Below are 23567 nucleotides of genomic sequence, written 5' to 3' on the forward strand. Positions count from 1 at the left end.
TTTTCTTTGCGGATACCGACTTGTCGTTTAGTCAGACTTTGAACAGGATTTTAATGGACATCGCCTCAACATTTGAATGCCACCGTCGCGCATGAAACACCTCCCCCACACTCGTAAGTCAACGCACTTCGAAAAACTAATTTCTATCTGGTTGCCGCCACTCAGCAACCTGAATTTTCAGCTGCGCTTCCCTAAGTCTGTTTCAGATTTTCTTTCTATAGCTTTAAAAGCGCAGCCTCAAAACACGACATCACTTTCTGTGATTTCTAGTGGAGACTCATAATGAGCCAACCCGAGACAAATACACCGGAATCAGTCGACGATTCTCGATTGAATAAACGCCTTAAAGATATGCCTGTCGCTATCGTTGGTATGGCGAGCATGTTTGCAAACTCTCGCTACCTGAATAAATTTTGGGATCTTATCAGCGAAAAGATCGATGCGATTACTGAAGTACCAGATACGCACTGGCGTCCAGAAGATTACTACGACTCAGATCGTACTACGCCAGACAAATCCTACTGTAAGCGCGGTGGTTTCATCCCAGAAGTAGACTTCAACCCTATGGAGTTCGGTCTTCCGCCAAATATCCTAGAACTGACAGACACTTCACAGCTGCTTTCTCTGATCGTTGCAAAAGAAGTACTTGAAGATGCCAAGCTGCCTGAAGGCTACGATCGCGATAAGATCGGTATCACGCTGGGTGTTGGTGGTGGTCAAAAGATCGCTCAAAGCCTAAATGCACGTCTTCAATACCCTGTTTTGAAAAAAGTATTCAAGAGCAGTGGTATCAGCGACGACGACAGCGAAATGCTGATCAAAAAGTTCCAAGACCAATACATCCACTGGGAAGAGAACTCATTCCCTGGTTCATTAGGTAACGTAATTTCAGGTCGTATTGCTAACCGCTTTGACCTTGGTGGCATCAACTGTGTGGTAGATGCTGCGTGTGCAGGTTCTCTAGCCGCAATGCGCATGGCACTGAGCGAGCTGGTTGAAGGCCGCAGCGAAATGATGATCACAGGTGGTGTGTGTACTGATAACTCGCCAACCATGTACATGAGTTTCTCTAAAACACCTGCATTTACCACCAATGAAACCATTCAACCTTTCGACATCGACTCAAAAGGGATGATGATTGGTGAAGGCATCGGCATGGTTGCTCTTAAGCGTCTTGAAGATGCTGAGCGCGATGGCGACAGAATCTACTCAGTGATTAAAGGTGTTGGTTCTTCTTCGGACGGTAAGTTCAAGAGTATCTACGCGCCCCGCCCTGAAGGACAAGCAAAAGCACTAAAACGCGCTTACGATGATGCTGGTTTCGCACCGCACACGCTTGGCCTTTTAGAAGCGCACGGCACAGGTACAGCAGCAGGTGATGTTGCTGAATTTGGTGGCCTAAACTCGGTATTCAGTGAGAACAATGAAGAGAAGCAACACATTGCGTTAGGCTCTGTGAAATCTCAAATTGGTCACACTAAATCAACTGCGGGTACTGCCGGCCTAATTAAAGCTGCATTAGCACTGCACCACAAAGTACTGCCGCCAACGATCAACGTATCGGCTCCGAATCCTAAGTTGGATATCGAGAACTCACCGTTCTACCTAAACACACAAACGCGTCCTTGGATGAAACGTGTCGACGGCACACCACGCCGTGCAGGCATCAGCTCATTTGGTTTTGGTGGCACTAACTTCCACGTTGTATTAGAAGAGTACACGCCAGAGCACGCTCGCGGTGACAAATACCGTCAGCGCCAAGTGCCGCAAACTCTGTTATTCAGCGCAGAATCTCGTCAAGCACTGATCAATGAACTTAAACAGGTTTCAACTCAAACTGCAGATGCTGCGTTCAAACTAGAAGCGCTTGCTGAGCACCACGCTCTACGCGAAGTTGACGCTAAGCATGCTCGTATTGGTTTAGTCGTGACTGACCAAGCAGACCTTCAAGCGCAACTGACTCAAGCGGTTTCTATGCTTGAGAGCCAAACCAAAACACATTGGCAGATGCCAAACGGTACTAGCTACCGTGAGTCGGCACTGATTGCTGAAAACGGCGCTGGTAAAGTGGCAGCACTATTTGCAGGTCAAGGTTCGCAATACCTAAACATGGGTCGCGAGCTTGCTTGTCATTACCCTGAAATGCGTCAACAGCTTGCTCAAGCGGATCAGGTATTTGGTCAACACAAGAAAACGGCTCTGTCGCAAATTCTGTTCCCAATTCCAACCTTCACACCAGAAGCAACCAAAGCTCAAGAGGCGGTGCTAACCAATACGGCCAATGCGCAAAGTGCGATTGGTACTGTGTCTATGGGTCAGTTCGACATCATGACTCAAGCTGGCTTCAAAGCAGACATGGTCGCAGGCCACAGCTTTGGTGAGCTAAGCGCACTATGTGCATCAGGTGTTATCTCGCAAGACGATTACTACCAGCTAGCTTTCGCTCGTGGCGATGCGATGGCGGCGACACCAGAACAAGGCGACAGCGGTACTATGTTTGCGGTCATCCTAGACGCAGACAAGCTTCCAGCCGTTGAAAGCTGCATCAGCCAATTCGAAGGCGTGAGCATTGCCAACTACAACGCTCCGACTCAACTGGTTATTGCAGGTCCAACTGCAACGGTTCAACAAGCAGCACAAGCGCTAACAGAACAAGGCTTCAAAGCGATTGCTCTACCAGTATCCGGTGCTTTCCACACACCACTTGTTGCTCACGCTCAAAAGCCATTTGCTGCGGCAATTGATAAAGCTTCATTCAGCGCTCCAACGCTGCCGCTTTACTCAAACGCAACGGGCAAACTGCACAGCAAAGACGCTAAAGCGATCAAGAAAGCGTTCAAGCAACACATGCTGCAATCGGTTCGTTTCAGCGAGCAAATTGAAGCGATGTATGAAGCTGGTGCGCGTGTATTCGTTGAGTTCGGTCCGAAGAACATTCTTCAAAAGCTGGTTGAAAAAACATTGGCTGATAAGAACGAAGAACTTTACGCAATCAGCATCAACCCAAGCCCTAAAGGCGACAGTGACCAACAGCTTCGCTTAGCTGCGGTTCAACTGTGTGTGGCAGGTGTTTCATTAGACAACATTGACCCTTACCAAGCTGACATTGCTGAACCTGCGAAGGCATCACCAATGAACATCAAGCTGAATGCAACCAACTACATCAGCCCTGCTACTCGTAAGAAAATGGATCAATCATTGGCTTCGGGCAACGTCACCGAAAAGACTGAGATTGTTGAAGTGAAAGTTGAAGTCGAGAAAATCGTGGAAAAAGAAGTGATTAAAACAGAAATCGTTGAAGTACCTGTGGCTGCTCCTCAAGCTTCAAATGTACAACAGTCAGTTACTCCTGCACCAAGTGCACAAGTAGTAACAGCAGCTCAGAAGCCTCAAGTGGCGCAACCTGCACCAGCGACTATTCAACCAGCAGCTCAAGTAACAGTTGATGAATCTTCACTGCAATCGTTCTTCAATGCTCAACAACAAGCAGCAGAAGTACATCAGCAATTCTTGGCGATTCCTCAGCAATACGGTGACACGTTCAACACCCTAATGTCTGAGCAAGCGAAAATGGCAACAGCAGGCGTAGCAATTCCTGAGAACCTACAGCGTTCTATGGAAATGTTCCACCAGCACCAAGCTGAAACGCTAAAAGCTCACGCTCATTACCTAGAAATGCAAGCGCACAGCAACAGCTCTGCACTTAATATGCTGACGCAAGGTTCAGTACAAACGGCACAACCAACCTTCGTTGCGTCTGTAAATGCTCAGCCTGCGATTCAAGCGACTCCAACAACTATCGTTCAACAGCCTGTAGCTCAAGTACAATCGACTTCTGTACAAGCAGCACCTGTTCAAAATGCGGTAGCTCAGAAAGCTCCTGCACCGCAAGTAGCGGCTCAAGCGGCAGCGCCTGTTGCAGCCCAACCTGTACCAGTTAAAGCACAACCAGCTCCTGTAGCTGCACCAGTAGCAGTACAATCAGCAGATGCTGAAAAAGTGATGCTAGAAGTGGTCGCTGAGAAAACGGGTTACCCAACGGAAATGCTTGATCTAGAAATGGACATGGAAGCAGACCTTGGTATCGACTCAATCAAGCGCGTAGAGATCCTTGGTACCGTTCAAGACGAAATGCCAAACCTACCTGAGCTGAACCCTGAAGATTTAGCTGAGTGTCGTACTCTTGGCGAAATCGTCGAGTACATGAACAGTAAAAGCATGAACAGCAAGATGCCAGCATCAGCGCCTGTGTCAGCACAGCCAAGCGCAACTGCTCCTGTTCAAGCCGCTAACGGTCTTGATGCGAAAGTCGTTCAACAAACCATGCTAGAAGTGGTTGCTGAGAAGACAGGTTACCCAACGGAAATGCTTGATCTAGAAATGGATATGGAAGCAGACCTTGGCATCGACTCAATCAAACGTGTTGAGATTCTTGGTACGGTTCAAGATGAACTGCCTACTCTTCCAGAGCTAAACCCTGAAGACTTAGCTGAGTGCCGTACTCTTGGCGAAATCGTTGCTTACATGAACAGCAAGCTTCCAACTTCGGCACCAGTAATCGCTCAAACTGCAGCAACTTCAGTTCAAGCAGCTAGCGGTTTAGATGCAGCTGTAGTTCAGAAAACCATGTTAGAAGTGGTAGCAGAGAAGACGGGCTACCCAACTGAAATGCTAGACCTAGCAATGGACATGGAAGCTGACCTTGGTATCGACTCAATCAAGCGTGTTGAAATTCTAGGTACGGTTCAAGACGAACTACCGACTCTTCCAGAGCTAAACCCTGAAGATCTCGCTGAGTGTCGTACTCTAGGCGAGATCGTCGACTATATGAACAGTAAGCTTCCGGTGTCTGCTCCAGTAGCAACTCAAGCATCTGCACCAGTACAAGCAGTATCAAACGGTTTAAACGCAGAACAAGTTCAAAGCACAATGTTGAGCGTAGTCGCGGATAAAACGGGCTACCCAACAGAGATGCTAGACCTAGCAATGGACATGGAAGCAGACCTTGGCATCGACTCAATCAAACGTGTTGAGATCCTTGGTACGGTTCAAGACCAGCTACCAACATTGCCAGAGCTGAACCCTGAAGACTTGGCTGAGTGTCGTACTCTTGGCGAAATCGTTGACTACATGAATAGCAAGCTAGGCGCTAATGAGGCTCCTAACGCAGCACCTGTTTCAGATGCAGTTGCAGAAAGCACGAGCAACGACCTAAACCCTGCTCATGTTCAATCCACAATGATGGAAGTGGTTGCCGACAAAACAGGTTACCCGGCAGAAATGCTCGACCTAGCAATGGACATGGAAGCTGACCTTGGTATCGACTCAATCAAACGCGTTGAAATTCTAGGTACGGTTCAAGACCAGCTACCAACGCTACCAGAGCTAAACCCTGAAGACTTAGCTGAGTGTCGTACGCTTGGTGAAATCGTTACCTACATGCAAAGCAAGCTATCCGCTGCTGCACCCGTAGCGACTCCAAAAGCTGAATCAGTAACGCCTATCGCAGAAACAGCGACAGCGGAACTTCCTCCACACAATGAGGTAGCGCTAAAAAAGCTACCAGCGGCAGATAAACTCGTCGATTGTTTCTCAAAAGACGCTTGTGTCGTGATCACAGATGATGGTCACAACACCGGTGTTCTAGCAGAAAAGTTGACCGCTAACGGCATTCAAGTTGCTGTAGTGCGTAGTGCTCTTTCTGCCGCATCACCTTTAAACAGTGAAATCGCAAGCTACACACTCAACAGTATCGATGATGCTGGTGTGACTGCGGTTATTAACGACATCGAAGCAGACCTTAAAACGTCGAACAAAGTGATTGCTGGCTTCATTCACCTACAAGCTATCGTTGATGCTAAACAAAGCAACGAGCAAGCGGTTAACTTGAATGCAGACTCAAGAGCTTCGCTAACCACTGCGTTCTTGTTCGCCAAGCACCTAAATGGCCAACTGAATGCCGTTTCTGGTCGTAGCGTGTTCTTCACACTAAGCCGTATCGATGGTGGCTTTGGTTACCTAGATACTAAGCAATTAGCGAATGCAGAACTTAACCAAGCCGCGTTGTCTGGTCTAACTAAGACACTGAGCCATGAATGGTCAAACGTATTCTGCCGCGCATTGGATGCTGACGCTTCGATTGATGCTCGTCATCTTGCTGAAGCTATCACAGGCGAACTGTTCGATATCGATACCAACACGGTTGAAATCGGCCTTAGCCATGCGGAAAACGGTGAATCTGGTCGTTCAACATTGATTGCTGCAACACCAGGTGCTGCACAAACGAAGAACACAGGCGCTCAACTCACCAAGAGCGACAAAGTTCTGGTGACGGGTGGCGCTAAAGGCGTGACGTTTGAATGTGCACTAACGCTTGCTAAGCAATGCAAATCTCATTTCATTCTTGCAGGTCGTAGTAAGCATATTACTTCAGCTGAGCTACCTCAATGGGCACAAGGCAAGCAAGAGAAAGAGCTAAAACCAGCGGCTATCGCTCACCTACAAGCAACAGGTGACAAACCAACGCCGAAGAAAGTTGATGCCTTGCTAAAGCCTGTATTGAGCAGCCTTGAAATCAACGCAGCACTTGCCGCTTTCAACGAGATTGGCGCGAGCGCTGAATACCTAAGCCTAGATGTATCGAACCATGAGTCAGTAGCGAAAACGCTGGCAAATTTCGAAGGCATCACAGGTCTTATCCACGGTGCTGGTGTACTGGCTGACAAACACATTCAAGACAAAACGCTTGATGAACTGAACATGGTTTACGGCACGAAAGTGGGCGGATTAGAAGCAGTTCTTGGTGGTCTTGATAGCAGCAAGCTAAAACTGATTGCTATGTTCTCTTCGGCGGCGGGTTTCTACGGAAACACAGGCCAAAGTGACTACTCAATGTCTAACGAAATCCTAAACAAAGCGGCTCTGCAACTGTCTGCTCGCAACCCTCAAGCGAAAGTGATGAGCTTCAACTGGGGACCGTGGGACGGTGGCATGGTCAACGCAGCACTGAAACGTATGTTCACCGAGCGCGGCGTGTACGTGATTCCTCTTCAAGCAGGTGCAGAACTATTTAGTTCTCAACTGCTGAACGAAACTGGCATTCAACTGCTGGTTGGTACGAGCATGCAAGGTTCTGACAACAAGGAAGCTGCTGTAAAAAAGCTTAATGCGGAGTCTGTGCATCTTGCAAAGAGTCCGCTGAATACAAGCATCACTGTGACACGTCGTCTTGATCCTAAGGCTTTGCCTTTCATTCAAGATCACTGCATTGCCGGTAACCCAGTGTTACCGACAGTGTGTGCTATCCAATGGATGCGTGAAGTGACAGAGCAACTGTTAGGGGTGAACGTTAGCGTTCACAACTACAAACTGCTTAAGGGTGTGATTTTTGATACTGATGAAGTGCAAGAGCTAACGCTTGTCTTGTCTGCAGACACTAAGAAGCCGTCCTCTGATGCTAAATCAAAAGAGCAGCTAAAAGCAGTGATCAGTTGCCAAGGGCGACCACAGTATCAAGCTCAGTTGCAAGTTGCCTCTGTACAAGTATCTGAAGATGTTCAACAAGCGTCAGTAAAACGCTTTGAGGCCAACACTTCAGCACCTGTAACAACGGCACAAGCTCTATACAGTGACGGCACTCTGTTTCATGGACCAAGATTGCAAGGTATTACCTCAGTCGAACGCTTTGACGACTTAGGCTTATTGGCTCAATGCCAGTTGCCTCAGATTGAAAACAGCGACTGCGGATCATTTATTCCTAAGCAAGGCTTTGGCGATAGCCAACCATTTGCTGAAGATTATCTGTTGCAAGCCATGTTGGTATGGGCTCGATTGAAATACGGCGCGGCAAGCCTACCGTCTGCAATCGGTGAGTTTGTTTGTTACGCACCGATGCACAATGGCGACCAAGGTTGGCTAGAGCTAAGTGTGATAAAAAGCACGGCTCGTTCGCTGCAAGCTGATATCTCGCTTTACCACCAAGATGGTCGTTTAAGTGCGGTAATGAAAGGTGCCAAAGTCACCATCAGCAAGAGCTTAAATGACGCATTTTTGCCGAAGTCTAGCTCAACAGGTTCGAAGAAAGAGTCTAATAAGAACGCAGAAAAGGAGCAATTGTCATAGTGACTGTTCCTACTAATAAAGCGATGCCATTGCGCATCGCTCTTTTAGCTCAGCCAGCAAACGCGGCTGAGCTTTCTGCCGACTTATTCCCCTCGTTCCCAGGCATGATAACTGTTGTGGTTGATGGCAATTTTAATCAAGCACTTAGCCATGCGATTGAGACTGTAAATCAAGGCACTGCTGTTAAACTCTGTTTGGATTCTCACTCTCCATCATTGGTGATGTTGAGTGCGCTGAATGCTGCTCAGAATAAGATTCACCCACACGCGAATTTAGCGGGCTTTGCCGAAACTCTCGATCTGGATAATGGAGATAGCGTTCAACTTGCTCTTGAGATGTCACGCCGCCCCGCTTCAGATTTAAGCCATCAACAACAATACTCCACGATCTCTGCTTCGCAGCAGTTTGATGAATTGTTGAATATGGTTAATGCGATATCGAGCCGTTCATTGCCGAGCCATTCATTACCTAACCATTACTGGTTCACTGAGCCGAACAAAGCACGTGTTGCTGCGTTAACCTTCAGCGAGGAAAACCAGAAATCCACCAGCCTGATCTTGACTCAAGCGACCGGTTTGCAAGAACCAAAGCCCTTGCTATCGAGCGAGCGTTTGATGTTTGTGGTTTCTGGCAATGACCTAGCTGAATTGGTTTCTCAGCTAGCCACATTAAAAGATGAGCTTAATTACATTAGCGATTCGGCTGACAGCGAACTTGCTATCGCCAACTTAATGCATTCAAACCTAAGTCACTTCCAAAGCGTTCAGCACAATGTTGGCGGTGGGGCGAACATCGTGATTCAAGCCGCTTCAATTGATGCTGCAATACAAGAGATCACAGCGCTAGAAAATGCGTTGCCAAAAGTAATGGCTGACAATAGCCAATACAAAACGCCAGCGGGCAGTTGTTTCTCACCGAAGCCTCAAAGTAAAGGTGGCGTTGCATTTGTTTACCCTGGTGTTGGCACGGTTTATCCCGGTATGTTGCGCGAATTTCACCACCATTTCCCACAGTTATTTGCTCGTTTAGAACGTGAAGGTAACTTGAAGGAGATGCTTCAGGCTGAAAAAACCTATGCTGAAGACGCGCAAGAAATGTCGCTCAGTGAATTGGCAATTGCAGGCGTCGGCAGTAGTTATCTGTTAACACAACTGCTATGTGATGAATTCAAAGTGCAGCCAGATTTCGCTTTGGGTTACTCCAAGGGTGAAGCTTCCATGTGGGCCAGCTTAAATGTTTGGAAGAACCCACATGCGCTGATTGAGATGACTCAAACTAGCCCTATTTTCACCACGGCAATTTCTGGCGAGCTCACTGCAGTGCGTCAAGATTGGCAGCTGAACGGCGACGAAAGCATCCAATGGAACAGCTTTGTGGTTCGCAGTGATGCACAAGCGATTGAGGCTCTGTTACCAGAATTCCCACGCGCTTATCTCGCTATCATCCAAGGCGACACTTGCGTGCTAGCAGGTTGTGAAAGCACATGTCGTGCACTACTCAAAAAACTGGGTAAACGTGGCATTGCCGCGAATCGTGTTACCGCAATGCACACCACACCAGCATTGAGCCAACATAGCCAAGTGCGTGAGTTTTACACGCAACCACTGTTCGACGAATTGCCAAAGCATATCCGCTTTATCAGCGCAGCAGGTCTACCGACTGGCGCACCAATCAATATAGACAGCGATAGCATCGCCCTTTCGATTGCCGATACTTTCTGTTCAACGCTGGATTTCACCGCGTTGATCCAGAGTGCTCGTCAACAAGGTGCGCGTCTGTTTGTCGAAGTAGGTGCCGATCGTCAAACCAGCACATTGATCGACAAGATCAATCGTAGCGACAACGTAGCAGACCAGCATTGCACAATCGCTTCCAATGCCAAAGGCGGTGACGATGTTGTCACGCTCATCAAATGCATTGGTCAGCTCATTACTCATCAAATCCCACTGTCTGTCGAGCCACTTATTCAAGGGCTAGAACAACAGATCACCGCCGCTAAGCAATTAAGTGGTGTGTCTCAAGGCAGCGCAGTGAATCATCAAGGAGAGCTAGTATGAGTTCTCAATCGAAGCCATCTCAATATCAAGCTCAGAACAAACAGCGAGTGAAGTGCAATAAGATCGCGATTGTCGGTATTGCTAACCAATACCCAGAAGCGGATACGCCAAAAGACTTTTGGCAAAACTTGCTAGATAAAAAAGATTCTCGCACCACATTAAGCGCTGAAAAGTTAGGTGCTAAACCTGAAAGCTATCAGGGCGTGCAAGGTGAGTCGGATCGCTTTTATTGTGATAAAGGCGGCTACATCGAAAACTTCAATTTCGATAGCAATGGCTACCGCTTAACAGCAGAATCGTTCAACGGTGTTGACCAGAGTTTCCTATGGGCTTTGGACACGAGTCGTAAGGCGTTATTCGACGCAGGTATTGATCTGAATGCCGATGTTTTAGAGCGCACAGGCGTGATCATGGGTGCCCTTTCGTTCCCAACAACACGCTCGAACGACCTGTTTCTGCCGATGTATCACTCGGTCGTCGAAAAGGCACTACAAGCTAAATTGGCTAATGACCAGTTTTCGCTGCTACCAACCAATGAAACCGCGCAAGACCTTAATCCGATCAATGGTGCCGCTGCACACAACGCCTCTAAGTTAGTGGCTGATGCATTAGGTTTAGGCAACGTACAACTTAGCCTAGATGCGGCATGTGCAAGCTCAGTGTATTCATTGAAGTTAGCGTGTGATTACTTGAACACAGGCAAGGCCGACATGATGTTAGCAGGCGCGGTATCCGGTGCTGACCCATTCTTTATCAACATGGGTTTTTCCATCTTCCACGCTTACCCTGATCACGGTGTGTCGGTTCCGTTTGATAGCAATAGTAAAGGCTTGTTTGCTGGCGAAGGTGCCGGTGTTTTAGTGCTAAAACGTTTGGCTGATGCAGAGCGTGATGGCGACAATATCTACGCAGTCGTCAGCGGTATTGGCTTGTCGAACGATGGCCGTGGCCAGTTCGTATTAAGCCCAAATAGCAAAGGACAAGTACAAGCCTTTGAACGCGCTTACGAGGCATCAAACCTAACACCAGAAAGCATCGAAGTGATTGAGTGTCACGCAACCGGCACGCCATTAGGTGACAAGGTTGAGTTAACCTCAATGGAGCGTTTCTTTGCTGACAAATTGAATGGCTCTAACCCGCCATTGATTGGCTCTGCGAAGTCAAACCTCGGTCATTTACTGACTGCGGCAGGTATGCCGGGGATCATGAAGATGATCTTTGCGATGAAAGAAGGTGTACTTCCGCCAAGTATTAATTTGGACAAGCCACTGTCTTCACCAGAAGGTTTATTTGGTTCACAGACCCTACCAACACAGGTTCAACCTTGGCCAAGTAAAGCGGGCAACCAAGAGCGCTGTGCGGGTGTTTCGGTATTTGGTTTCGGTGGTTGTAATGCTCACTTACTGCTTGAAGCGTATTCAGACACGAGTCATGTAAACCAGACTCAAGAATCGGTTTCTCCAAGCCTACAGCCGTCTAATTTAAGCATTACTGGTCTAGCGTCTCACTTCGGTTCTCTGCAAAGCATCAACGCGCTAAGCACTGCGATTGAGACCAACAACGATGCTTTCATAGCCTTGCCTAAGAAGCGCTGGAAAGGCTTAGACCAACATCCAGAACTACTGAATCAGTTTGGTTTACACGGTATTCCAAATGGCGCGTACATCGATCAATTCGATCTCGATTTCCTGCGCTTCAAAGTGCCGCCAAATGAAGATGACCGTTTGATCTCTCAGCAGTTGCTACTGATGAAAGTTGCAGACGAAGCCATCAAAGATGCCAAGCTTGTTGCAGGCCAAAAGGTTGCGGTTTTAGTTGCGATGGAAACAGAGCTTGAGATGCACCAATTCCGTGGACGCGTAAACCTGCATAGCCAATTGGCTGACAGCTTTGCCAACATGGGTATCGAACTAACTCAAGACGAATACCAAGCGCTAGAAACCATCGCGATGGACAGTGTGATGGACGCAGCCAAGCTGAACCAATACACCAGTTTCATCGGCAATATCATGGCTTCGCGTATCTCTTCATTGTGGGACTTTAATGGCCCTGCCTTTACGATTTCAGCTGCTGAACAGTCGGTTGCTCGTTGTATTGATGTTGCACAAAACTTGATGTCACAAGAATCGATGGATGCCGTTGTGATTGCAGCCGTCGACCTAAGCGGCAGTGCAGAACATGTGATTCTGAAGAACAGCGTAAGCCCAGTGACGCTAGCTCCAAAATTCGGACAGCTGCAAGATGGCAGTTGGAATGTCGGTGAAGGTGCAGGTGCGATTGTTCTTGTTGAAGAAAACCAAGTAGCGGGCAACCAAGATGCGGCTTACGGCAGCATCAACGCCTTAGCTTTTGGTTCAAGCGAGAATAACAACGCCGTTGTTGATGAGTTACTGACTCAAGTCGGTATGAGCTCGAACGATGTTTCTCTGCTTGAGCTTAACCATGCACCAGAATCTTCATCTCATCAGTTTTCGTCTCTAAGTTTAGGGAACACAAAGACTACTCAAGCAAGTCAACGTGTGGGTCATTGCTCTGCTGCTTCTGGTATGGCAAGCCTGCTACACGGTCTGCTCAACCTGAACCTTGCACCTCTGAATCCGAATGTCAGTTCTAAGAGCGCGATTGTTGCCAACATCAGCGAAGGACAATGTTCACAGCTGCTACTAAGCCAATCGAGTGTTGAATCTCAATCACTTTCCGTTCGTTTAAGCAATGAACTGGCGAGCGATGCTAAACGTCAATTAGTTAAGCAAGTGACTCTTGGTGGTCGTGATATCTATCAACATATTGCCCAAACCCCAGTGACCAACTTGGCAACGATTCAACAGAAAGCTTCTGGTAAACAAGCAGCAAGAGTGGCGTCGGTTCCAACGACAGCAAGCATTCAAGCAGCCCTTGCACAAAAAGAGTTAGAGAAGAATGCATTAGCGCAAAACGCGATAGAGCCAGTCATCGAAACTCCTAAATCAGTATCCCCTACTCTGGCGCCAACTCGCCACAGTCAGCTAACAGGTAACCACAGCAATATGACTCATGTCCTATCCGCTAAAAATGGCGCGTCTCAAATCGACGCAGCTTCACAGCAGCCGCAAAATCTAAGCCAAAACCAAGCTTTTGCTCAAAACCAGCAAGCGGCTCAACAGGTACACAAAGCATTCCTGCACACACGTGCCCAAGGCATGCAGATGGCTGATGCGCTATTAAAAGCACAGTTAAACGCAATTACGTCTGGTTTAGATAGCTCAGCCGAAACATCAGCTCAGCCTGTTCAAGCTCAACCGACTCAGGTTCAGTCAGCGCCAGTAAACGTACTTGCGACGCCAGCACCAGTAAAACCTATCCGTAAGCCATGTATCTGGGATTACGATGATCTGGTTGAATACGCTGAAGGCGACATCGCTAACGTATTTGGCCCTGACTACGCGATCATCGATAGCTACTCGCGCCGCGTTCGCCTACCAACCACAGACTACCTATTGGTATCTCGCGTAACCAAGCTCAACGCGACAGTGAACGAGTACAAGCCAAGCACCATGACCACAGAGTACGACATCCCAGTTGATGCGCCGTACCTTGTTGATGGTCAAATCCCTTGGGCTGTAGCGGTAGAATCTGGTCAGTGCGACCTAATGCTGATCAGCTACTTAGGCATTGACTTCGAAAACAAGGGCGAACGTGTGTATCGTCTGCTTGATTGCACATTAACTTTCCTTGGTGACTTGCCTCGTGGTGGCGATACGCTACGTTACGACATCTCAATCAACAGCTTTGCTCGCAATGGCGACACACTACTGTTCTTCTTCTCTTACGAATGTTTCGTTGGCGACAAGATGATCCTGAAAATGGATAACGGCTGTGCGGGCTTCTTCACTGATGAAGAGCTAGCCGATGGCAAGGGCGTGATTCACACTGAAGATGAAATCAAGGCTCGTAAACTTGCCACTAAGCAACGTTTCGACCCTATGTTGCACTGCCCTAAAACGCAGTTTAACCACCAAGAACTGCGCCACCTACTGACTGCAAACATTGCAGAGTGTTTTGGTCCAACTCACCAATCCAATCGCCACCAGCCTTCTTTGTGCTTCAGCTCAGAGAAGTTCATGATGATCGAAAAGGTTAGCCGCGTTGAACCACAAGGCGGCACATGGGGACTTGGTCTGATTGAAGGTCATAAGCAGCTAGAGCCTGAGCACTGGTACTTCCCTTGCCACTTCAAAGATGACTCCGTAATGGCAGGATCTTTGATGGCAGAAGGTTGTGGTCAACTGCTTCAGTTTTTCATGATGCACCTTGGCATGCATACACTTGTTCAAAATGGTCGTTTCCAACCGCTTGAGAATGCGCCTCAACAAGTACGCTGTCGTGGTCAAGTTCTACCACAATCGGCAGAACTGACTTACCGCATGGAAGTGACCGAGATTGGTCTAAGCCCTCGCCCATACGCAAAAGCTAACATCGATATTTTGCTGAACGGCAAAGTGATTGTTGATTTCCAAAACTTGGGTGTGATGATCAAAGAAGACGACGAATGTACTCGTTACCTGCCTTCTTTAGAAACAGCTGTCGCGACTCCTGTTATCGAAAACTTGGACAATGAAAGCTTGGGCCATACGCCAGCAGTGAACCAACAAGCTTCAGCAAATGCGCCACTGATGGCTCAAATTGAAGACCTAGAAACTGCACCAAACAAAGGTGTCGTTCCTCTTCAACACGTTGAAGCGCCGGTGACTCCAGATTACCCAAATCGCACACCCGATACGGTTCCGTTTACGCCTTACCACATGTTCGAATTCGCAACCGGCGATATCGAGAAATGTTTCGGCCCTGACTTCTCTATCTACCGTGGCATGATTCCACCACGTACTCCGTGTGGCGATCTGCAGCTAACCACTCGTGTCGTAGAGATTGATGGCAAGCGTGGCGACTTCAAGAAGCCTTCATCGTGTATTGCAGAATACGAAGTGCCAGAAAACGCATGGTACTATGATGAAAATAGCCACCAGACCTTGATGCCTTACTCGGTACTGATGGAGATTTCACTGCAGCCAAACGGCTTCATCTCAGGCTACATGGGCACAACTCTGGGCTTCCCAGGTGAAGAACTGTTTTTCCGTAACCTAGATGGCAGCGGCAAAATGCTGCGTAACGTCGACTTGCGTGGCAAAACGATTACCAACGATTCTCGTCTGCTTTCAACGGTAATGATGGGTACTAACATCGTACAGAGCTTCAGCTTCGAACTGAGTACTGACGGCGTGCCTTTCTACCAAGGTACGGCGGTATTTGGTTACTTCAAGGGCGCAGCACTGAAAGATCAACTTGGTTTGGACAACGGTAAAGTGACTCACCCTTGGCACGTTGATAACAACCGCACGCCGGATGTAAACATCAACCTACTAGATAAAACAACGCGTTACTTCAATGCACCTGTTTCTGCTACTGGTGAAGTGCAAGAGCACTACCAATTGGCTGGCGGTCGCTTGAACTTTATCGATACTGTGCAGATCACCAGCGATGGTGGTAAAGACGGCCTAGGTTACCTATACGCTGAGCGCACGATTGACCCAAGCGATTGGTTCTTCCAGTTCCACTTCCATCAAGATCCAGTAATGCCAGGTTCTCTAGGTGTCGAAGCGATCATCGAACTGATGCAAACCTACGCGCTAAACAAAGACCTTGGTGCTGGCTTCCGCAATCCGAAGTTTGGTCAAATCCAATCTGAAGTGAAATGGAAATATCGTGGTCAGATTAACCCTCTGAACAAACAGATGTCTCTGGATGTACATATCACTGCGATTAAAGACGAAGACGGTAAACGTATCATCGTTGGCGACGCAAACCTGAGCAAAGATGGTCTGCGTATTTACGAAGTGAAAGACATCGCAATTTGTATCGAAGAAGCATAAGCCTGACACGGATCTAGGAAAGAAATAATTATGACAACTCAAACTACAATCAATAACGAAAAGCTATCTCCGTGGCCTTGGCAGATCGAAGAGAGCACAACTCGCTTTGATAACGCAGCAATGTCGACAATATTGAAAGACTTAAGCCTTGCTTGTTACGTCGTGAACCACCCAGAAAAAGGTTTAGGCGTAAGCCAAAAATCTGAGATTGCATCGGGCGATTCAGCAAGCTCAGCGAACAGCCAACCTGTTAGCGCCTTTGCTCCTGCTCTTGGTACACAAAGCCTAGGCGACGAAGATTTTCGTCGCTGTCACGGCGTGAAATACGCTTACTATGCGGGCGCAATGGCAAACGGCATTTCATCTGAAGAGTTGGTGATTGCGCTTGGCCAAGCTGGCATTCTTTGTTCATTTGGCGCGGCGGGCTTAATCCCGTCTCGCGTTGAACAAGCGATCAACCGTATTCAAGCAGCACTGCCAAACGGCCCTTATGCGTTTAACCTGATTCACAGCCCAAGCGAACCCGCACTAGAGCGCGGCAGTGTTGAACTATTTTTGAAGCACAAAGTGAAAACCGTTGAGGCTTCAGCATTCTTAGGTTTAACACCGCAAATCGTTCACTACCGTGCCGCAGGCCTTAGCCGCGATGCACAAGGTGAGATTCAGATTGGCAACAAGGTTATTGCTAAGGTAAGCCGTACTGAAGTCGCGAGTAAGTTCATGCAACCAGCTCCAGCTAAAATGCTGCAAGCTCTAGTTGATGAAGGTCGAATCACAGCAGAACAGATGGAACTAGCACAGCTAGTTCCTATGGCTGATGACATTACTGCAGAAGCTGACTCTGGTGGTCACACGGATAACCGTCCGCTAGTAACACTGCTACCAACGATTCTAGCGCTGAAAGAGCAAATCCAAGCGCAGTACCAGTTCAAAACACCACTGCGTGTTGGCTGTGGTGGTGGTGTAGGCACGCCTGACGCGGCTCTAGCGACGTTTAACATGGGTGCGGCATACATTGTTACCGGCTCTATCAACCAAGCGTGTGTTGAGGCTGGCGCGAGCGAACACACTCGTAAGCTGCTTTCGACAACCGAAATGGCTGACGTGACTATGGCTCCGGCGGCAGACATGTTCGAAATGGGCGTGAAACTGCAAGTGGTTAAGCGTGGCACCTTGTTCCCAATGCGTGCCAACAAACTGTATGAGCTATACACACGTTACGACTCGATTGAAGCGATTCCAGTTGAAGAGCGCCAAAAGCTAGAGAAGCAGGTATTCCGTTCAACACTGGATGACATTTGGGCGGGAACTGTGGCGCACTTTAACGAGCGTGACCCTAAACAGATTGAACGTGCTGAAGGCAACCCAAAGCGTAAGATGGCGTTGATCTTCCGTTGGTACTTAGGGCTTTCTAGCCGTTGGTCAAATACCGGTGAACAAGGTCGTGAAATGGATTACCAAGTATGGGCTGGCCCGGCACTTGGCGCATTCAACGCCTGGGCGAAAGACAGCTATCTAGATGATTACCAACAGCGTAATGCCGTTGATCTTGCTAAGCATCTGATGCACGGTGCTGCGTACTTAGCTCGTGTTAACCTGCTGACCTCACAAGGTATCAAGCTTAATCCGGAACTAGCACGCTGGAAGCCGACGCAAAGAATGGCTTAAGTGCCGAGTAGCTAGCTAAATTTTACCAAATAAAAAAGCGACCTTAATTAGGTCGCTTTTCTTTGAATCATCGAAATGTCATTGCAGTCGTTGGTTATTTGATCGCTTTATTTAGCTTCTCGCCAACCACATCTAAACGCCAACCTTGCATAACATCTGGCAGATTTTCAGGATTACGATCGTACTTCCAAATCCAGCTTAACACTTGATTAAGTTGCTTCTTCGACGCCAAAAACTCAGTCGCTAAACCACTGTGTTGCGATGCTGTTTTCACTTCATCTTTCAACACTTTGAAGAGTTGCTTGTAACCTGGGTAGTCCATTAGACGCTCTACTGGCGCTGGGTATTCTTCTTCTGGCGTATGCTCAGCTAACTTAACGATTGAACTGATTTTAGCGCCATGGCGACGTACAGAGCGGTAATCAAAACCTTCTTGCTCCATGTGCTTAGGGTCTTTCATCGCGAAACGCGCTACTGCCCATAAGTCTTGCTCTTTAAAGACAAAGTTCAGCGCTAAATCGCGCTTGATTGCTTCTTTTAGACGCCAAGTTGCTAAAGGTCGTAAGATCGCTAACTGTTGAGGCTTTAGCTGCCACGCGCCTTTAATATCAAGGTAAGCGTTATCTGGGTTTGCTTTACGGATGCGCTTAGCCACTTGTAAATCAGACTCTTGCTGTGCCGCTTCCCACCAGCCCGCTTCCATCACTTTTTCTAGAAGCTTGTTGTACATTGGCATCAAGTAGTGAACGTCTGCTGCTGCGTAGTCGAGTTGTTTTTGAGAAAGCGGACGCGCTAGCCAGTCGGTGCGAGATTCACTCTTATCTAGGTCAACGCCTACAAACTCTGAAACGAGAGCTGCAAAGCCAGTTGAAAGACCATGACCTAAGAAGGCTGCCATGATCTGCGTATCAACCATTGGCGTTGGCGTACAGCCAAATGCGTTCTGGAACACTTCTAGATCTTCGCCACACGCGTGCAAAACTTTGAGCACTGAAGTGTCTTTCAACAGCCCAACAAACGGGGTCATTTCATCAAGAGCAATAGGATCAATCAGTGACAGCGTTTCACCATCAAATAACTGAATTAAGCCTAATTGAGGGTAATAGGTTCTTGTACGAACGAACTCTGTATCAAGCATAACAACATCGGCTTCACGTGCTTGTTGGCAAACTCGCTCAAGGTCTTTCACTTGGGTAATGATTTGATAATCCACAAAAACTCTCACTGATTTTACTTTGATCGCCGGATACAAAAATGCCGACATTAACTGTCGGCATTCTAACACCATTTTTCAGCGCTCGCTTAGATTAAGCGCTGCTATGGCTTATGGTGCATCATCTTCTCGTAAATGAGCTCGTTACTCGCTTGCGCGTTTAGCAAGCTCAGCATCGTTCTCTTCACGAAGCACTCGGCGTAAGATCTTACCTACATTGGTTTTTGGTAGTTCTTCACGGAACTCAATCAATTTAGGGATCTTGTAGCCCGTTAGGTGCTCACGACAGTGCGCGATAATGTCTTCTTTGGTTAGGCTCGGGTCACGTTTCACAACGTAAATCTTAACCAGTTCACCTGACACTTCATGAGGTTGGCCGATAGCCGCAACTTCTAACACTTTGCCGTGTAGAGCCACTACATCTTCAATCTCGTTCGGGTAAACGTTGAAGCCCGACACTAGAATCATGTCTTTCTTACGGTCAACGATGTACAACAAGCCTTCGTCATCAAACTTAACGATGTCACCTGTCGATAACCAACCGTCTTGATCGATCACTTCTTTGGTCGCTTCTGGACGCTGCCAGTAACCTTGCATCACTTGAGGACCACGGACCTGCAATTCACCCACTTGGTCATTGCCAACCACTTTACCTTCATCATCAACAATACGAACTTCTGTTGATGGTACTGGCAGGCCGATTGCACCCGTATAGTCTTTCAAATCGTATGGGTTACCTGTGACCAAAGGAGCACATTCAGTTAAACCATAGCCTTCAAGTAGGTGGACACCTGTCGCTTTCTTCCATTGCTCAGCAACAGCGCGTTGAACCGCCATACCGCCGCCAACAGACAGACGCATGTTACTGAAATCCAACTCGTGGAAATCTTCGTTATTCACTAGCGCATTGAACAAGGTGTTTACGCCAGTAATCGCGGTAAACGGAATTTTTTGTAGTTCTTTAATAAAGCCAGGAATGTCACGAGGGTTAGTAATCAAAAGGTTACGGCCACCCATCTCAACAAACAGTAAGCAGTTCACTGTCAGTGCAAATACATGGTAAAGCGGCAATGCCGTTACCACCAATTCACGGCCTTCTTGTAGCACAGGGCTGTATGCCCCTTTCGCTTGAAGTACGTTCGCAATCATATTGCGGTGCGTTAGAATTGCGCCCTTCGCTACACCCGTTGTACCACCTGTGTACTGTAGGAATGCGATGTCATCACCCGCCATAAACGGCTTCACATATTGAAGACGACGGCCTTTGTAAAGTGCCTTTCTGAATGAAATGGCACCCGGTAGATCGTACTTAGGCACCATCCCTTTCACGTATTTCACTACGAAGTCGACAATCGTACCTTTCGCTCGTGGCAACATTTGCCCAAGGCTAGTGAGTACAACGTGTTTAACCGGAGTTTTATCAACGACTTTCTCTAGTGTGCTCGCAAAGTTAGAAACGATAACAATCGCCTTTGCACCAGAGTCATTCAGTTGGTGTTCAAGTTCGCGAGGCGTGTACAGTGGGTTGACGTTCACAGCAATCATACCTGCACGCAGCACACCAAACAGTGCAATTGGGTATTGCAGCAAGTTTGGCATCATCAGCGCGACACGATCGCCTTTCTTCAGTTTTAGATCATTCTGCAAGTAAGCAGCAAAAGCACGACTGCGCTCTTCAAGCTTACGGAATGTCATAATCGATCCCATGTTCTCGAATGCAGGTTGGTCGGCGAACTTCTGTACCGACTGTTCAAACATTTCAATGAGAGATTGGTACTGATCTGGGTTGATCGTTTCTGGTACGTCACTTGGATAACGTGAAAGCCAAGGTTTATCCACGATGTTACTCCTCGTTTATCAGCTGACGACTGCTTCGCCGCTTTTTATCATTGCGGTATTACAGCACAGCTTTAGTGCATGAGCACTAAAAGGCTCAAACACTTGTTTAAATTTTGTTAACTACACCAAGAATTAGCTCTGAAACTAGCTCTGGGCTCTCTAAATGACAATGATGTCCGCCAGGAATCGTCTCTATATTTAGAGGACTATGCGCTGATTTGTAGCGATTATGCTGCAAATGTCGGTATCCATCATTCCCTAGGATTATTAATTGAGGGCATTCAATAGCCGCCATGATCGCTTCAGCGTGCGCCTGTGACATTCGATATAACGAGTCACATTTTAGATTAGGGTCGCATCGCCATTGCCAAGAGTTCTCAAACTCGACAATACCTCGCTCAACAATAGGAGCGATTAATTCAGCATTAATTTGGTTGGCGTAAGCTCTCAGCTTAATAGCATCCTCAAGGCTTGCCAGAGGACGTGAAGGCTTTCTTCGCTGTCGAAGACGACTAAGTACCCCATCCCTCAAGCGAGAGACTGTTTCGTGGGGAGCTTCAGAAAGAGGTCCGTGACCTTCAATTTGAATTAATCCTGACACATTTTCAGGAAAGGCGGCACTATAGCAACTTGCTATCAATGCACCAAGTGAATGTCCTACCAGCACCAGTCTGTTTGGCGATAATTTGGTCACTAGCCGGTGTAAATCATCAATATAGTCGTGAAATGGGTAGTAACTCCCCGACTTATGCGACGAGAAACCGTGCCCAAAAAGATCGATCGCAACCAAGTGAGTATCTGGAGAAAGCTTAGAGACTTGCTGCATGACCTGAGTAAAACTTGCGGAATTGTCTAGCCAGCCATGAATAAAAACGACCGTCGTTACGGTCGTTTGTGGGTTGCCAATCTGTTGTGTTGCAAGTGTCCCGCTCGCAAGGGAATATGACTGTTCAATCATTGATAGTATGGTGTCCCTGTCATTGGGTATGTCGAGTTAAGGTTCGACTATTGCACATCTTGAATCACACGCCCTGACTTAGGCATGGTTTGAAAGCTGCGACAATGTAAACTGCGGCAAGAGTAGTAAGTTGGCGCAAAGTCATTAATGACCACTCTTTCAGTGATCTGCCATAAACGTTGATTGTAGACATTCATGACTGGGAAAGTGTAAGGGTATTCACCAACCATACCGTCTTCAGTGCTATTTGATGTACCAACTAAAGTAACTAAACGACCCTCAGCAAAGCTCAATGGTTCAACATAGCCGTCAATGTAACCAACAAAACGTCCTTTTGGTTCGGCATCAATATCAGGCTTACCACTACTAGAGATAGGTAAGTTCACCACTTCAACACGCGTTTTATCTTTCAGATTAGTGACTTTAGCAATCACGCCACCCAAACGAACATCACCGGCATCCGGTAGTGTGTTTACCCACTCTTGGTAGTCAGTTACCACCTGTTCTGAGTTTGCATTAAGTTCTTTAGGTAAAGAGGAGCACCCCATCACCATCGTAGAGAAAGCGACAAGGAAAAATAAGCGAGATTTAGATATGAGAGAATACATAATGCAGCTCCTTAGAGCAGGATAAATGAAAACACAAAGCTAGATATAAATATCGACCCCAATTAGCTTCGCAAGTTCCTCTTTTTTAGCTTGATTCATCACATCCATATACTCCTCCATCGCACGTCGTCCGCGCCCTTCTGGAAGATCATATTGAATCTGAGCCTTGTGAATTTCAGATTCTTTGACCTGGCGAATAGAATGCGAGACAGCATTCGCGACCTTAGTTGGCTGACCAACAGAGGTCTTTGCATCGCCTTTTTTTACCTCATTCTTTTTGTTGGTTCGATTGGTTTTAGATGTATTGCCTATCGAAGAAGGAGGTAAGCCGTTGATTGAAACCATGCTTAAAGAATTTATTACCTGATTTTAATGATTGTGTATCTAATTTTAATAACGGCTCTACAAAATAAACTGCAGAGCCAAAATAATACGTATTTACTCGCGACCAGGCAGTTTTTTCCAAGTCACTTTATCACGTAGGTAAACCGGCTCAGACTCTTCAGCTGCAACCGCTTTGCCTTCAGCATAAGCAAATTGAGCAAGGAACGCCATGTCTTGAGCTTCTGGGAATAGCACTTCACACACTTTGGTGTTGATCGCTAGTGTGTCCATGTGCTCTGCATATGCTTCCCAACCTGTGCCTACTTTCGCCCATGTGTTGGAGTCCGCTTCAAGCTGTTCAGCCAACTCACCTGGAGGCGTCACACATTCCGCATCGACCGCAGTCCAACGACCATTATCTTCACGGCTGTAACGAGCCCAGTAAACTTCACTCATGCGAGCATCAATTGCTGTTGCAACATGAGTTTCGCCAAATTTACGGTAGCTGCCTTGCGCCATCGCTGCCAGTGTAGACACACCGATCATCGGCAAATCAGCACCAAAAGCTAAGCCTTGAGCAATACCAATGCCAATACGTACACCCGTGAAACTGCCCGGGCCTTGGCCAAACGCGATCGCGTCGATATCGGTTAAAGCAACATTCGCTTCTTTCAGTACTTCATCAACCATAGGTAGAATTTTTTTCGTATGGTCTCGAGGTGCCTCTTCGCTACGTGCGAACACCTGGTCACCAATTACTAGTGCAACTGAACAGTTTTCAGTTGCGGTATCTACTGCAAGAATTTTCGCGCTCATTTGTGTCTCAAATATTCGTTATCTAATCTAAAATAATGGCTAAGCTCAACAATGCCA

At 47.4% G+C, this 23567-nt stretch carries 11 protein-coding genes; 5 read left to right on the forward strand and 6 right to left on the reverse strand.

Translation table 11 applies throughout. From position 1 onward, the window contains the following. The first annotated feature begins 91 nt into the window (after positions 1–91). Genes ACED42_RS11250 through pfaD form a run of 5 tightly spaced genes read left to right on the forward strand, consistent with a single transcriptional unit; the run spans position 92 to position 17752 of the window. Positions 92–283, forward strand: coding sequence for a hypothetical protein (locus tag ACED42_RS11250; protein ID WP_081324588.1), 192 nt, complete (start codon positions 92–94; stop codon positions 281–283). After that, complete coding sequence (locus ACED42_RS11255) at positions 283–8121, forward strand: phosphopantetheine-binding protein (protein ID WP_371702587.1); 7839 nt, start codon at positions 283–285, stop codon at positions 8119–8121. The genes ACED42_RS11250 and ACED42_RS11255 overlap by 1 nt, the downstream gene beginning before the upstream one ends. Next, positions 8121–10178: a PfaB family protein gene (locus tag ACED42_RS11260; RefSeq protein WP_371702589.1), complete on the forward strand. Its 2058-nt coding sequence runs from the start codon at positions 8121–8123 to the stop codon at positions 10176–10178. The genes ACED42_RS11255 and ACED42_RS11260 overlap by 1 nt, the downstream gene beginning before the upstream one ends. Further along, entirely contained in the window at positions 10175–16084 is a 5910-nt protein-coding gene (locus ACED42_RS11265; protein WP_371702591.1) for a beta-ketoacyl synthase N-terminal-like domain-containing protein, read from the forward strand. Before ACED42_RS11260 ends, ACED42_RS11265 begins: the two co-directional genes overlap by 4 nt. Before the next feature lie 30 nt (positions 16085–16114). After that, a complete protein-coding gene (pfaD, locus tag ACED42_RS11270) occupies positions 16115–17752 on the forward strand; it encodes an eicosapentaenoate synthase subunit PfaD (protein ID WP_371702593.1) in 1638 nt (545 codons plus the stop codon). Between the two features lie 94 nt (positions 17753–17846). Here pfaD and rnd read toward each other — a convergent pair whose 3' ends face one another. From rnd to tsaB, 6 genes are all read right to left on the reverse strand, one after another. Next, positions 17847–18965 (reverse strand): ribonuclease D, encoded by a 1119-nt coding sequence (rnd, locus tag ACED42_RS11275; protein WP_371702595.1) that lies wholly within the window; start codon positions 18963–18965, stop codon positions 17847–17849. 144 nt (positions 18966–19109) lie between these two features. After that, the gene (gene fadD / locus ACED42_RS11280) at positions 19110–20804 is read right to left on the reverse strand and encodes a long-chain-fatty-acid--CoA ligase FadD (RefSeq protein ID WP_371702597.1); all 1695 of its coding nucleotides are present in this window, start codon (positions 20802–20804) and stop codon (positions 19110–19112) included. A gap of 106 nt (positions 20805–20910) precedes the next feature. Then, positions 20911–21762 (reverse strand): alpha/beta fold hydrolase, encoded by an 852-nt coding sequence (locus ACED42_RS11285; RefSeq protein WP_371702599.1) that lies wholly within the window; start codon positions 21760–21762, stop codon positions 20911–20913. Between the two features lie 47 nt (positions 21763–21809). Then, positions 21810–22370 carry a Slp family lipoprotein gene (locus ACED42_RS11290; RefSeq protein ID WP_009847301.1) on the reverse strand — a complete coding sequence of 187 codons (561 nt, stop codon included), beginning with the start codon at positions 22368–22370 and terminating at the stop codon, positions 21810–21812. A gap of 39 nt (positions 22371–22409) precedes the next feature. Then, entirely contained in the window at positions 22410–22715 is a 306-nt protein-coding gene (locus tag ACED42_RS11295; RefSeq protein WP_009847302.1) for a hypothetical protein, read from the reverse strand. A 93-nt stretch (positions 22716–22808) separates the two neighbouring features. Further along, the gene (gene tsaB, locus ACED42_RS11300) at positions 22809–23510 is read right to left on the reverse strand and encodes a tRNA (adenosine(37)-N6)-threonylcarbamoyltransferase complex dimerization subunit type 1 TsaB (protein ID WP_371702602.1); all 702 of its coding nucleotides are present in this window, start codon (positions 23508–23510) and stop codon (positions 22809–22811) included. Between the last annotated feature and the right edge of the window lie 57 nt (positions 23511–23567).

This window comes from Vibrio sp. FF145 (genome assembly GCF_041439075.1).
Taxonomy (GTDB): domain Bacteria; phylum Pseudomonadota; class Gammaproteobacteria; order Enterobacterales; family Vibrionaceae; genus Vibrio; species Vibrio tasmaniensis_A.

Bases quoted from the DNA above. Each gene is read 5' to 3' on its own strand.
- ACED42_RS11250 (WP_081324588.1), top strand. From the start codon at position 92: ATGAAACACCTCCCCCACACTCGTAAGTCAACGCACTTCGAAAAACTA.
- ACED42_RS11255 (WP_371702587.1), top strand. From the start codon at position 283: ATGAGCCAACCCGAGACAAATACACCGGAATCAGTCGACGATTCTCGA.
- ACED42_RS11265 (WP_371702591.1), top strand. From the start codon at position 10,175: ATGAGTTCTCAATCGAAGCCATCTCAATATCAAGCTCAGAACAAACAG.
- pfaD (WP_371702593.1), top strand. From the start codon at position 16,115: ATGACAACTCAAACTACAATCAATAACGAAAAGCTATCTCCGTGGCCT.
- ACED42_RS11285 (WP_371702599.1), bottom strand. From the start codon at position 21,762: ATGATTGAACAGTCATATTCCCTTGCGAGCGGGACACTTGCAACACAA.
- ACED42_RS11290 (WP_009847301.1), bottom strand. From the start codon at position 22,370: ATGTATTCTCTCATATCTAAATCTCGCTTATTTTTCCTTGTCGCTTTC.
- ACED42_RS11295 (WP_009847302.1), bottom strand. From the start codon at position 22,715: ATGGTTTCAATCAACGGCTTACCTCCTTCTTCGATAGGCAATACATCT.
- tsaB (WP_371702602.1), bottom strand. From the start codon at position 23,510: ATGAGCGCGAAAATTCTTGCAGTAGATACCGCAACTGAAAACTGTTCA.